This is a genomic window from Blautia sp. MSJ-9 (genome assembly GCF_018919065.1).
GTDB lineage: Bacteria > Bacillota > Clostridia > Lachnospirales > Lachnospiraceae > Blautia_A.
This window is the reverse complement of record NZ_JAHLQG010000027.1, coordinates 74,714-87,693: the sequence shown is the minus strand read 5'-3', so window position 1 is coordinate 87,693 and position 12,980 is coordinate 74,714. Positions and strand designations below refer to the sequence as shown.

The following is a 12,980-nucleotide window of genomic DNA, read 5'->3' as shown; positions in this document are numbered from 1 at the left end:
GTTTGTAAAAAATGCTAAAAGAATGTCATGGTAAATAATTTATAAAAAGTTATTTACCATGACATTTATTTTTGAATCAAATATTGTTCTCCCCAATTACATAGTTCATCAAGAATGGGTGTCAGTGTTTCCCCGAATTTTGTTAAAGAATACTCTGTTTTTGGAGGAACAACTGGATAAACCTTACGGTTAATAAGTCCATCTTTTTCAAGCTCTCGAAGCTGTTGAGCTAGCATTTTATCAGTTGCTTTCGGAATTAGTTTATGAATTTCATTGTACCGTAACGTTTTGTTCATTAAATGCCATAAAATAACAGCTTTATATTTTCCACCAATAAGTTGAATGGTTGCCTCAACTGGACAGCTAAAACCACAACAATTATTTCCCATAATATCTTCACTTCCTTTTTGGGTAGTATATTACAAAATAGTGCGTTCTTGTACAAAAATACTATTTCAGATAGAATTATAGTATAGGTTGACCTAATATACAAGAATTAAGGAGATTTTAATATGTCATTATTAGATATTGCTAAGAAAAGATATTCTGTTAGAAAATATGAAGATAAACCAGTTGAAAAAGAAAAGTTAGAAAAAATACTTGCTTGTGCTCATGTTGCACCAACTGCGGCGAATTTACAGCCGGTTAAATTGTTAGTGGTACAGGACAAAGAGCGATTAAAAAGCATTGCTAAAGCTGGAAATATTTACAATGCTCCACTGGCAATTATCGTTTGTGCAGACCATTCAAAGGCATGGACAAGACCTTTCGATAATAAACAGACGACAGATATAGATGCTTCTATCTTAACAGATCATATGATGTTGCAGGCGACAGAATTAGGATTAGGAACTGTATGGGTATGCTTTTTTAAACCAGATGTAATCAAGAAAGAATTTCAGTTACCGGATAATTTAGAGCCTATCAATATTTTGGCTATCGGTTATGGAAAAGGTATTGCAGAAGATTCAGAACGTCATTCAGAAACACGTATTCCTATGGAAGAATTAGTTTCTTATGATTATTTATAAATTTGGACAGAGATTATAGGTTGGGACAAAAGGCTTGCGTCATACTCTATATAGTATGCTCCGCAAGCCTTATTTCCATATATTCTATTTTGTTGTAGCTTTAAAAAGTCGTTCTGTACCGCTAATTTCAGCTAAGACAATATCCGTCATACGTTGTAGATTGGCAACATGATACGGATTGACCTGTTTTTCCCATTCGTTCGTATCTTGTTTTTGAATACCAGAAAGATACTGCTGTAAAACTGTCATACACTTTTCCAGCAGTATCTTTCGTTCTTCTTGAAAAAGCTCATAATTACAATGGGCATATCGAACGATATTAACGGAAAAGTTGACAAAGTACATTTCTAGAAAGATGAATTGAAACACCATATTTTGATAGAATTAGGAGTCAAAAGATATGATAGGGATTAAAAAAAGAGATTATAAACAGTTACAGTTAAATATGAATCAGGGAATTAAGGGCATTTAGGGCAAAATAAGCAAAAAGAAATGTTACCGGAGCAGGAGAAATAACAAAGATAGCTGCCAGAGTACATAAAATTTTACTTTTTTACACTGACTGCCCTTTTTTATGTATCAACATTTTAGCTGATACAAATATAAGTTTTCCCGAATTTGGGAGAAAGTCAAAAATAAACATTAAGAAAGTATAACGGCATTCCGATATAACATCATGAGAAGCTTGTTCTATTATCTGAACCGGAGAAGCCAGAAGAAAAGCTATAATTGGATAGAATTTCTAAATATGCTGGATAACAGCTATCCACTGGTAAGACCCCGGATATATGTCAATATATACGAATGATAATGTGAACGATTCGTTTCGCAAAGAGCCGGATGCGGGAAAGCCGCACGTCCGGAGTTCTGTGAGGGGTGTACGACCGTAAGGGGTGCACCTACTCGACCTATGAATCCATCAGAGGAATGAATATTAGAAAACCGGAACGAATATGCGGGGAGGCCGTATGTTCGTTCCGGTTTTTATGTTACAGAAAATTACTGTGTTATGCCAACGGCAGAGAAATCTGAAAAGTAGAACCACCGCCCGGGGTATCCAGTACAGAGATTGTTCCTTTATGAAGTGAAATGATCTCATACGCAATACACAGTCCCAGACCAAAATGCTGCCTGTTATTTCTGGCAGAATCTGCCCGGTAAAAACGCCGGAAAACAGAAGTCTTGGCAGAATCCGGAATACCGGGTCCGTTGTCTTTGACGCGGATAAGAAAGTGCGTTTCGGTTTGTGAAAGGGAAAGAATAATTTTCCCGTTTTCGGGGACATAACTGATGGCATTGTCAAGAAGGATTCCAAGCACCTGACTGATCCTTTCCGGGTCACAGGGACAGGGAGGGATTTCCTCTTCCGGAAGTTCAATGAAAAATTTCATATGGTGGTCCTGCATCAGGGGTTCATATTTTTCGTAGGTATCCAGAAGTAAAGTATCCAGTTCACAGGAAATCGGATGCATTTTCCAGGAATGGTTATCTGCATTTGACAGAGAGAGCATATCATTTATCAGGAGGGACATTCGCGTCCCTTCTTTTTCTATGACTGAAAGAAAATGTTCCTGTTCTTTCGGATCTGCCTTTTTCATGGCAGAGATTCCGGACAGGATTACTGCCAGAGGGGAGCGAAGCTCATGGGAGGCAGCAGCGATAAATTCGGTCTGTTCCTGCCTGCTTTTTTCCAGGGGAGTGATCATTCTTCCGGTAAAGAACCAGGAACAGATACTCAGAGCCAGAATTGCCAGAAAAGCTGCGCCGGAGAATGCAAGTCTCTGTAACAGAATCTTGTGTTTTACAGAATCCAGGGAATACAGGATGATCATACTGACGGTTCCGTGGCTCTTGGGGATCAGAGCAGTGGAAACATAGAAATCTTTCATCTGAAAAAAGATCCGTTTTGTCAGTTTACTGACCGCACCGGGATTGGAAAGATCAAGTGCATAGGAATCAGCAGAGATTTCTTCTGCCTTCCGGAAAATCGTTTCATCCAGAGAATCCGTCTGTAGTTTTTTCAGATAAAGAGAATTTCCGTTGTCTCTGATATCCATGGAAATATCATAATTTTTTTCTGCCTGCAAAATCCAGTCACTGCTGATGATACTCTGCGTTTCCAGATGAGAGATACAGGAGATGGCGTTGTTCTGAAAGGTATTCCACGCATTCTGGCGTGTGCTGTTTTCTGCGATGAAATTACAGGCAGTTGTCATAATAAAAATGACGATGCCGATGATCAGAGCAGAGAAAAAAGTCATTTGAATATGAAGTCTGCGAAACATGAAATATTTACTCCTTTATGAGATTGTATGGTAATTGTATCATGAAAACCTGTAAATAATCTCTAAAAAAATTCCTGTAACCGAGTATAGAGACAATTTAGAGAAAACTCATGTATAATGAAAGATCAGGAGGATGAAAACAGATGAAAATTTTACTGATAGAGGATGACAGGGAACTGGCAGAGAGCATGAGATTTCAGCTCGAAAAAGAAGGCTATGAGACAGATATCTGCGATGACGGAGAAGAAGGGCTTTATTATATGAAAGAACGAAGCCATGATCTGGTGATTCTGGACCGGATGCTCCCGTCCATGGATGGCATCACTGTTTTGCAGGAAGCCAGAAAGAATCATGTTTCCACACCGGTGATCATGCTGACTGCACTGGGAGAATTACAGGATAAACTGACCGGACTGAAAGGCGGCGCAGATGACTATATGGTGAAGCCGTTTGCCTTCGAAGAACTTCTGGCAAGAATACAGTGCATGGTTCGAAGACCCGGAAGATGGGAGAACACGGCAGTATTATCGCTCGGAGATCTTATTTTTGATCCCGAAAGCGGCAGACTGGAAGGAAACGGAAAGGAATGTACCCTTTCCAAACGGGAAGGAGCACTTCTGGAGCTGATGCTTCGAAACGCCGGTCAGACACTTCCGAGAGAGGTGATCCTCAACCGTGTCTGGGGAGCAGACAGTGAGGTGGAGGATGGAAATCTGGATAATTATATTCATTTTCTGAGGCGAAGATTAAAAAGTGTCAGAAGTACACTGAACCTGAAAACCGTCCGGGGAATTGGATATCGGCTGGAAAATTAGAGAAAGTTTAGAGATTTGCCTGTTACAATCCATTTATCCTGAGAGGGACAGAAAGAAAATAAAAACATGGAGGTATATCCTGATATGAGAAAAATAAAAAGATGGAAACAGGGAATCGCCGTTGCCGGAGTGATCGCACTTACCGGCAGCCTGTTTGCCGGATGTGGCGGTGCAGATGGAAAAAATTCCGGAAGCAAAGGAAAAACAGGAAGCAGCAATCAGGCAGGAAATGCAGATACAGCAGATCTTGTGAATGTAAATACTGACAATTCAGATGGTAAAAAAACAAAAGATGAGAGCACAAAAGCAATGGGACGTTTTCTGGAAAATGATCTTACAGTACCTGAAAATAGCCAGTTTCTGAGAGATGTCAAAGTACTCGACTCAGGTGCATTGCGCATGGTTTATTACAGTACAGCAGATAACTGTTATTATGCAGCAGATTCTGCAGATAATGGAGAAACCTGGACGAATGGAAAAAGTCTGGAAGAACTGTTGGGGCTTAAGGAGAATCTGGGAGAATATATCAGCGTTGTCTCTGCAGCAGCGGATGGAAGTATATTTGTCGGGGCAGATCTGTCTCCTGACAGGGACAATGAAAATGCACAGACAACAGCCGACAGTGGGGAAGAGGATTCTGCGTATGACAACCTGAAAATGGAATTTTTCTATCTTTCCCCTGATGGAAATGTACAGAAAGTTGATACCGGAGATACGATTCAGTCTTCCTATACATTTCAGGCATGTTTCACAGAGAATGGGACAGTTCTTATCGTAGATCCCGGCAATGGCGTAGCAGAGATCAATCCTTCAGATGGAAGTCTGGTGAGAAGATATGAGGAAGGAATCAGTGTTGATTTTATCGGAACAGCAGGAAAAATGTTGTTTACCATTCAGGATCAGACTCTTCACGGATATGATCTGGATACTGGAAAACCACTGGACAATATCAGCGCGCTTACAGAGCAGATCCAGTCTGATGAGCAGGATGTCAACTGGACAACAACCAGCAGTTTTCCGCTTATGTTCTTAAAGGGAGATGAGGATAACAGCCTTTTTTATATTGATCATACCGGTGTTTACAGATATGTTCTGGGAGGCAGCACAGTGGAACAGATAATCGATGGTTCCTTGAATTCGCTCAGTTCACCGGATACAGGAACTGTAGCATGGGGACAGGACAGCGATGGAAATTTCTATGTGGGCTGCAATGCAGGCGAGGATATCAGAATTTATTCCTATGTATATTCCAAAGATACCCCAACGACACCGGATACAGAGCTGACAGTTTATTCCCTGAAAGACAGTGACTTCATAAAACAGGCAGCAGTGCTTTTCCAGAAAAAATATCCGGATATTTATGTGAATATTGAGGCGGGAATGTCAGGAGATGATTCCGTCACAGATACGGATGCGCTGAAAGTGCTCAATACAGAGATCATGGCCGGAACAGGACCGGATGTTCTGCTGCTGGATGGAATTTCAGAGGATACCTATATAGAGAGAGGAATGCTGGAGAATTTAAGCGGGGTATTAAAAGACGAAGATATCCTGCCAAATATCAAAGATGCATATACAAAAGAGGATGGAAGCATTTATACCATGCCTGTCAAGTTCGGCATTCCGATGATAGAGGGAAATAAGGATATCATCGCCGGAATTACGGATCTGACAACAGAGGCTGATGCAGCGGAAAGCCAGAAAGACAGCTATGGAAAACTGAAATTTTTCAGCTCTTTTTCCATATCACCGTCCGGGCTGATACAGGGAACCATAGACAATAGTACACCGGCATGGATGAACGAGGACGGAACCCTCAAAGAAGATGCACTGAAAGAATATCTGGAGCAGGTAAACAGGATCTGGCAGACTCAGAAGGATGCGATAGAAGAGACAAAGAAAGCTTACCAGATGGGTGATGACTGGGCGAATTCAGATCGTTCCGGATATACAAATATTGCAGGATCGATAACGGATCTGCTTGTAAAAGTCAATACAGTGGCGGCAGGCGGTCTGCTTTCACCGGAGGGTCTGGTGTATCTGGATTCTGCAAAAAAAGTAGATCCGGATCTGGATTACAGACTTCTAAACGGACAAAGCGAGAATTGTTTCTATCCAAGGAGCATTGTGGGAATCAGTGCAAAGGCATCTGAAAAAGAAGCGGCAGAGAAGTTCGTAAAGTTCCTGTTTGAAGAGGAATCCCAGAGAGCAAGCAATGATGAAGGACTGGCTGTAAACAGCAAGGTTTATGAAGATATGGCTTACTGGAAAATGGGAAAATCCAGTGGAGATACCATTGGCTCGATCGGAACCTCTTATGATACGGGAGATGGTAATATCAAACAGCTTGAGATGGACGAGATCATTCCGGAAGATGAAGCAATACAGAACATCATGGATCTGGGAAAAACACTTACTGTACCTGCAAAGAGTAATCAGATCATCCGAAATGCAGTAACGGAATCCGGTGAGAAATACCTCAATGGAGAAACGGGGCTGGATGATGCTGTGAAAGAGATCATGCAGGAAGTAAATCTGTATTTATCTGAATAAGCGGCTGTCTGCTGCTGATTACCCAATACTGCAAGGTAAGGGAGTTTAAGAGAATGAAGATTAATTTAAAAGAACACTTATCTTTAACAGAGAAACGGAACGCAAAATCAGATTTGCTGTTTAGTCGGAAACGAAATCGCAGAAGATGTGCAGCTTTCAGAAATACACAAAAAGGTCTGGCTTTTATTCTTCCGAGTTTTGCAGGTGTCTGCATTTTCTGGCTGATCCCGTATGTGGATGTGATCCGCAGATCTTTTTGCGGGGCAGTGAATGGAGAATTTGTGGGGATAGAGAACTACAGGACGATATTTGCAAACAAAGCGTTTCGTCTGGCAGCAGGCAACACACTTCGGTTCTTCGGAGTGTGTGTGCCGCTGCTGGTGGTATTGTCTCTGATCATAGCAGTCCTGCTTGCAGGGCAGAAAAGATTTACGAAGATTCTGAAAAGTTTCTTTCTTCTGCCAATGGCAATCCCTGTAGCATCAGTGGTACTTCTGTGGAGACTGCTTTTTGACGATCAGGGCTTATTGAATCACCTGCTTCATATGTTATCTGTTCAGACGACTGACTGGATGAATACAGGTGCTTCTTTTTATGTACTGGTGATCAGTTATATATGGAGAAATCTTGGATATGATGTAGTGCTCTGGATGGCAGGATTGTCTGCCATTCCGGCGGCACTTTACGAGGCGGCAAAAGTGGACGGGGCAGGGGAGTGGAAATGTTTTACGAAGATCACACTCCCGAATCTGCTCCCGTCCCTTTTTACGATCGTGGTACTTTCTGTACTCAATGCATTTAAGGTTTTCCGTGAGGCATATCTGGTGGCCGGTGATTATCCGCAGGAAAAAATGTATCTGCTTCAGCATTTGTTTAACAACTGGTATAGGGACCTGTCGCTGGATAAGATGTCGGCTGCGGCAGTGGTGACCGGACTGGTGATTTTTCTGCTGATCCTGGGATTGTGGAAAGCCTGGGGGAAAGGCGGGGCAGAATGAGAAAAGTTATGCAGATATTCCGTATCAGGAAGATAGGAAGCCTGCTCCTTGTACTCCTTGCACTGGTGGCAATATTTCCGGTATTTTTTTCAGTTACAGGATCACTGATGGGGCAGAAGGAATTAAATGATCTTCTGGGGGCGGTACTGACAGCAGACAGTGGATCTGCTTCCGGTCAGGCAGTCAGTTATGTATTCTGGAGAGTACTTCCACTTTATCCGACGCTGAGATCCTATGTGAAAGTCCTGCTGGATTCTCCGGAGTTTTTTGTGATGTTCTGGAATTCCGTAAAGATTACTGTCGGAGTTCTGGCAGGGCAGATCCTGGTGGGAGTACCGGCAGCGTGGGGATTTGCCAGATATCGTTTTCCGGGAAAAAATCTGCTGTTTATGATCTATGTGGCATTGATGATGATGCCCTTTCAGGTAATGATGCTCAGTAATTATCTGGTTCTGGATCAGATGAAACTTCTGGATCATCTGTGGGGGATTATTCTTCCGGCGGCCTTTTCCACGTTTCCGGTTTTTATCATGTATCGTTTCTTTGAGAGTATTCCGGAGGCACTGATGGAATCTGCGCGGCTGGACGGGGCGGGTGAGCTGCTTATTTTTATCAGAATCGGAATCCCTCTGGGTTCTGCGGGTATCATTTCGGCACTGGTTCTGGGATTTCTGGAATACTGGAATCTGATCGAACAGCCAATGGCATTTCTGAAGACCAAAAGTCTGTGGCCGCTGTCTCTGTACCTTCCACAGATCGATATCTCCCAGACAGGAAAGGCATTTGCGGTATCTGTTCTGGTTCTGATCCCGGCAGTGATCGTTTTTCTGGCAGGGCAGGATTATCTGGAACAAGGGATCATATCCACGGCAATCAAGGAATAGAGCGACAGAAACGAGAGGATTTATCTATGAAGAAAATAAAACTGATAAAAATTCTGGCAGGATTTTTTGCCCTGATGCTTTTATTTACTTTTCTGTCCAGGGCGGCAGATTCGGTGAATGTAGCACAGGTAGAGACAAAAACAGCTCAGAATCAGGTGATCACGCATGAGGTGACCGGCACAGGTAAAGTGATGGGAACCAGAGAACGGGCAGTTTTTACCCAGGAGGGACAGAAGGTGGAGCAGGTTTATGTGCAGGAAGGACAGAATGTGAAAAAAGGGGATGCGCTGCTGAAGTTTTCTGTAAAATATCTAAAAAAAACCATAAAGGAAAAACAGGATGCCATAGATGTTCTGCAGGGGAAGATCAATGATCTGATCAGTGCAGAGTCTGTGAATCAGCAGAAGAGAAATAATGAGTTTTCAGATGCACAGGAAAATTATAACAGTGCGGTTTCCAGCGGAAATTACAGTGTGCAGGCGGCACAGAATGAGGCAGCCATAGCCAGACAGAAGCTTCAGGATTATTACGCACAGCGGGATGCGGCGCAGAATGACGTACAGGATAAGATACCGGATGAGGAGAAGTTCAGTGATTCCAGCGAGTTTGATGATCCGGGAAATACAGACGATTTCGGGAATACAGATGATCCGGAGAACTCCGATGATTCCGGAAATACGGATCGCACAGATGGCGAAGGGAATAAAAATACATCAGGAAACGGCGACAATTCGAATGCGCAGGACAATTCTCAGGAGCAGGCATTGATTGATGATATCCGGACGAAAGAGGAGGCGGTCAATGAAGCCATGCTCAGCCGCAGAAGAGAACTTCAGTCAGCAGAGCAGGCAATCCGGGATACGCAGATCGGTGATGCTTCGGATTCCACGCTGGAGAATACGCAGGCGGAACTTGAGACTGCGCAGAAAGATCTGGAAACGTTGCAGAAAGTGCTGGCACGAAAGGGAAAAGTGAAAGCACCCTGTGATGGTGTGATAAAGAGTCTGAGTGCAGTGACAGGAAGCCAGACAGGAGCGGAAGCTGCGGTTGTCCTTTATGAATCCAAAGGAACCTTTCGGTTTCAGGCAGAGGTCAGCAAAGATGATCTGAAATACATAAAGAGTGGCGGAGAGGTAATTTTAAAAGGTGCGGATGAAAAAGAGATTACAGGAGCGAAAGTGGAGTCTGTGAAAGAGGACAGCAGTAATGAAAATCAGTACATTCTTTCTGTACAGGTACCGGAGGGAACTCTTTCCATAGGAGATACTGCGGAATTTACAATTTCTCAGGATGCAGGTCCTTTTAATGTCTGTGTTCCGCTGAGCGCATTGTATGAGGAAAATGGCAGATACTATGTTTATGTGACAGATACACAGAACACCGTCCTGGGTGAGGTATTGGTAGCGCGAAAAACGTATGTGAATGTGAAAGATAAAAATTCTTCCACTGCTGCGCTGGAGAACGGGGATTTATCAAGTGACCAGAAAATCGTGACTTCCAGTGACAGAGAGATCAGCAGCGGCAGCCGGATCAGGCTGCTGGAGGAATGAGTGTCAGAAGTCAGAGTGCCTTTTTAAGGAAAGCCGGTACTCTGACTGTGTGGCTGATTATTTTCTGTATTTATTTTCTGGGAGTCTATAATTATGTGCAGATCAGAAATGATACAGCAGTATCGGTGTTTCTGTCCGCAGCTTATCCTGACAGGAAAGGAGCAGAAAATATCCTGAAGCAGGAAAGAAAAAGTGAGAAGCCTTATGATGTATGTTTTTATGCAGATGCAGGGTTGAGGGAGATTTCTGCGAAAGAAGGAAACCGGCAGGCACAGGCGATGACTGTGTATCTTAAGGGAAATCCCGCAGGGTATGACTGGCAGGCAGCAGCTCTGACAGAAGGTGATCCGGATGGTTGCGTGATTGATGGTACAACTGCCTGGGAGCTCTTTGGCAATAAGGTTCCGGGTGGTCAGATTCTGTTTCAGGGACGTACTTATACTGTCAGGAAAGTTGCGGACTGGGGGCAGAAAATTTTGGTTTTCGGGGCGGCTTCTGCGGATGATACCGAGACGGAACTTTTTTATAATCGTTTGTTTATCAGAAGGAGAAATGGAGAAACCGAAGAAAGTACAGTGAACGGATTTCTGATGAAATACGGACTTCAGGGAACTGTGGTATCCTCGACTTTACCGAAAAATGCAGGACTGGCGGCATTACTGCTGCTTCCGGCGGTTCTTTCTGGCAGTCTGTGGACGGAAATAAGCAGAGAAAAAAAGAACTATACAGTGAAAGATACAGAGTACTGGTTCTGCAACCTGCTGTACAGTGTAATGGCAGGGACGGTGGTCTGGCTTCTTTTTACACATCTGACCTGGCCGGAGGGATGGATTCCGTCAAGGTGGTCTGACTTTGGGTTCTGGAAAGAAAAGGTGGATCAGGCTGTGGCAGAATTTAAGCTGTATCTGATGCTTCCGAAGACGGTATCCCAGACGGAAGGTATGATTCTTGGCGGGAAAACGGTTTGTGCAGGAGGGGGTTCCTGTTTTCTGTATTTGTTGTGGAAAGTATATGAAAAGGGATATGACAGAATCTCTGACAGAGGAAGGCGAGGGAAGGATTTTCCAGTGGAGCAGAATTAAATCCGTGAAAATGTCAAAAAAAGAACTTAAACTTGAATTATTCACGGAACAGTATCTGAACTGATAACTGTACCATGAATCTAAAAATTGATCCATAAAGGTGGCTTGCGTCTTTTTCTGTCTGGAAAGGAAGTGGGGGAGAATAGCACAAGTCTTTCGTGTAGAGAGAAACAAGAACTTTACGGTAATGAGCAACCATCATTTCAAGAACAAAGATTTGTCATTAAAGGCAAAAGGACTGTTATCCCTGATGTTAAGTCTGCCAGAGGACTGGAATAACAACATGCGGGGGCTGGTATCTCTGAGCCGGGATGGAATTGATTCTGTAAGGTCAGCGATTAAAGAACTAGAACACTACAGGTCTGTGGCTGGGTGATTTTCCATTCAAAATATTCATCTTTGGTAATCTCATCGGATTTCAGTTCATCCATCCGAACTACCCATTCTTTCAGAAAATCATTCAGAAATTTCCGAGGGGCACAAATTCTTTACAAAATATTAGCATTCGCCTCTTGATAATGGAAGTCGATTTTTGTCCTGTCTTGTGTATCCCGGAAGTGCCTGTTTTACAGGCTTTCCGGGGCATCAGCCATTTTGTCTGGTATTGTAAAGCAGTGTCAGATTTGTCGTAAATGTCGTAAATTTGTGGTCAAAAAATGATGAGAAATGGAGAGTGCTAATAAAATGGAATTAACGTATACAAATGTAAATGGATATCTGATCCCGAATCTCACCTATAAATCCGATGAGCAGATGGAGCAACTTGGCAAGTATGGTTTTCTTCGCAGAGATTATCTGAAGAATCATCGAAATTCAACTTATCAGGTGATGCTTCTGCAGGACACCATTGGAGAGCATCTTCTGGAAGTAGATAAGGCAGCCAGAGAACGGGAAGAAATGATTCTGAAACAGTTGGAAGAAAAAGAACCACTGCCGGATAAAGAAGCAGATCAAATGGCATGGGTAAGAGCTGCTAATCAACACAGAGCGATTGCGGAAGAGATTATTCTCAAGGAATTGATTTATGTTTAAATGAAGGTGATGAGGTCGTGGAATGCGACCTCATTATTATATGTGACCATGAAAAAGCAGTAGGCAGAATGAGAAAAATAGGGTAATATAACAGTAAGCAGTTGGGACAGTTTTGAAATGCCAATTTGGCATTTCAAGTTATAGAAGGGAATCGATAATGAAAAAAGAGATATTAATAGCAGATAATATTGATAATATTTATGATGAAATAAATGCGTTAATCAGGGAAAAGAAAACTAATGTAAAAAAAGTTGTGAATGATGCCATTATTTCTCTTAATTGGGGAATTGGAAAAGACTTAGTGTGGAGTTAACTGGAAATAATAAGCCTGAGTATGGAAAAAAGGTTGTTGCAGAAGTCAGTAAACGGCTGGAACAGGAGTATGGTTCGGGATTTGATAAAACATCAATTTCAAGAATGATTAAGTTTTATCAGGAATTTCCTGACTTCGAAAAAGTTGCGACATTGTCGCAACAATTGACCTGGTCGCATTTTGTAGAGATTCTGCCAATAATGGCATAGCTCCGCGTTGATCGTCCGGCTTTTGTCTATTTATAAGTATATTCCAAAAGAGCCAATGGACTACAATTTCTCATAGTTCATCGGCTCTGTGACTGTGTGTCAGGCTCTTTGATAATTATTTTTTCTTATTGTTCTTCCATATTTTGTATATAACATTGGAAACAGGAAGTAAAACACATATAGCTACAAACCAATCTGGAAAATGTGGCATAATCTCAATCCTCCTTA

13 protein-coding genes and 1 pseudogene are annotated in these 12,980 nt (G+C 42.4%); 11 read left to right on the top strand and 3 right to left on the bottom strand.

Annotated features, from left to right (window positions below; genetic code table 11):
• Positions 1 to 65: 65 nt before the first annotated feature.
• On the bottom strand, positions 66 to 389 hold the full coding sequence (locus tag KQI87_RS07370; RefSeq protein ID WP_025579182.1) for a winged helix-turn-helix transcriptional regulator: 324 nt from the start codon (positions 387 to 389) through the stop codon (positions 66 to 68).
• Positions 390 to 512: 123 nt separating this feature from the next.
• Between KQI87_RS07370 and KQI87_RS07365 the strand changes: the two genes are divergently transcribed.
• Positions 513 to 1,031, top strand: a complete 519-nt coding sequence (locus KQI87_RS07365; protein WP_025579184.1) for a nitroreductase family protein — start codon at positions 513 to 515, stop codon at positions 1,029 to 1,031.
• A gap of 84 nt (positions 1,032 to 1,115) precedes the next feature.
• Here the strand turns inward: KQI87_RS07365 and KQI87_RS07360 are convergent, their stop codons facing one another.
• Both KQI87_RS07360 and KQI87_RS07355 read right to left on the bottom strand, forming a co-directional pair.
• Positions 1,116 to 1,280: a hypothetical protein gene (locus KQI87_RS07360; protein WP_226825030.1), complete on the bottom strand. Its 165-nt coding sequence runs from the start codon at positions 1,278 to 1,280 to the stop codon at positions 1,116 to 1,118.
• A gap of 758 nt (positions 1,281 to 2,038) precedes the next feature.
• The gene (locus KQI87_RS07355; RefSeq protein ID WP_216459591.1) at positions 2,039 to 3,316 is read right to left on the bottom strand and encodes a sensor histidine kinase; all 1,278 of its coding nucleotides are present in this window, start codon (positions 3,314 to 3,316) and stop codon (positions 2,039 to 2,041) included.
• A 143-nt stretch (positions 3,317 to 3,459) separates the two neighbouring features.
• Between KQI87_RS07355 and KQI87_RS07350 the strand changes: the two genes are divergently transcribed.
• The 10 genes and pseudogenes from KQI87_RS07350 to KQI87_RS07310 all read left to right on the top strand — a co-directional run bounded on the left by KQI87_RS07350 (position 3,460) and on the right by KQI87_RS07310 (position 12,752).
• Positions 3,460 to 4,131, top strand: a complete 672-nt coding sequence (locus tag KQI87_RS07350; protein WP_118419853.1) for a response regulator transcription factor — start codon at positions 3,460 to 3,462, stop codon at positions 4,129 to 4,131.
• A gap of 84 nt (positions 4,132 to 4,215) precedes the next feature.
• A complete protein-coding gene (locus tag KQI87_RS07345; protein ID WP_216459590.1) occupies positions 4,216 to 6,684 on the top strand; it encodes an ABC transporter substrate-binding protein in 2,469 nt (822 codons plus the stop codon).
• Positions 6,685 to 6,737: 53 nt separating this feature from the next.
• On the top strand, positions 6,738 to 7,682 hold the full coding sequence (locus KQI87_RS07340; RefSeq protein WP_216459589.1) for a carbohydrate ABC transporter permease: 945 nt from the start codon (positions 6,738 to 6,740) through the stop codon (positions 7,680 to 7,682).
• Positions 7,679 to 8,566 carry a carbohydrate ABC transporter permease gene (locus tag KQI87_RS07335; RefSeq protein ID WP_242859357.1) on the top strand — a complete coding sequence of 296 codons (888 nt, stop codon included), beginning with the start codon at positions 7,679 to 7,681 and terminating at the stop codon, positions 8,564 to 8,566. The genes KQI87_RS07340 and KQI87_RS07335 overlap by 4 nt, the downstream gene beginning before the upstream one ends.
• Before the next feature lie 26 nt (positions 8,567 to 8,592).
• A complete protein-coding gene (locus tag KQI87_RS07330) occupies positions 8,593 to 10,116 on the top strand; it encodes an HlyD family efflux transporter periplasmic adaptor subunit (RefSeq protein ID WP_118419855.1) in 1,524 nt (507 codons plus the stop codon).
• On the top strand, positions 10,113 to 11,198 hold the full coding sequence (locus tag KQI87_RS07325) for a hypothetical protein (RefSeq protein ID WP_118591273.1): 1,086 nt from the start codon (positions 10,113 to 10,115) through the stop codon (positions 11,196 to 11,198). The genes KQI87_RS07330 and KQI87_RS07325 overlap by 4 nt, the downstream gene beginning before the upstream one ends.
• A gap of 187 nt (positions 11,199 to 11,385) precedes the next feature.
• Positions 11,386 to 11,550 (top strand): annotated as a pseudogene (locus tag KQI87_RS16970) (helix-turn-helix domain-containing protein); the annotation flags it as partial.
• A gap of 332 nt (positions 11,551 to 11,882) precedes the next feature.
• Positions 11,883 to 12,230 (top strand): TnpV protein, encoded by a 348-nt coding sequence (locus tag KQI87_RS07320; protein ID WP_216459588.1) that lies wholly within the window; start codon positions 11,883 to 11,885, stop codon positions 12,228 to 12,230.
• Positions 12,231 to 12,387: 157 nt separating this feature from the next.
• Positions 12,388 to 12,543: a hypothetical protein gene (locus KQI87_RS07315; RefSeq protein ID WP_216459587.1), complete on the top strand. Its 156-nt coding sequence runs from the start codon at positions 12,388 to 12,390 to the stop codon at positions 12,541 to 12,543.
• Positions 12,534 to 12,752 (top strand): DUF1016 N-terminal domain-containing protein, encoded by a 219-nt coding sequence (locus KQI87_RS07310; RefSeq protein ID WP_216459586.1) that lies wholly within the window; start codon positions 12,534 to 12,536, stop codon positions 12,750 to 12,752. The genes KQI87_RS07315 and KQI87_RS07310 overlap by 10 nt, the downstream gene beginning before the upstream one ends.
• Positions 12,753 to 12,980: the final 228 nt, after the last annotated feature.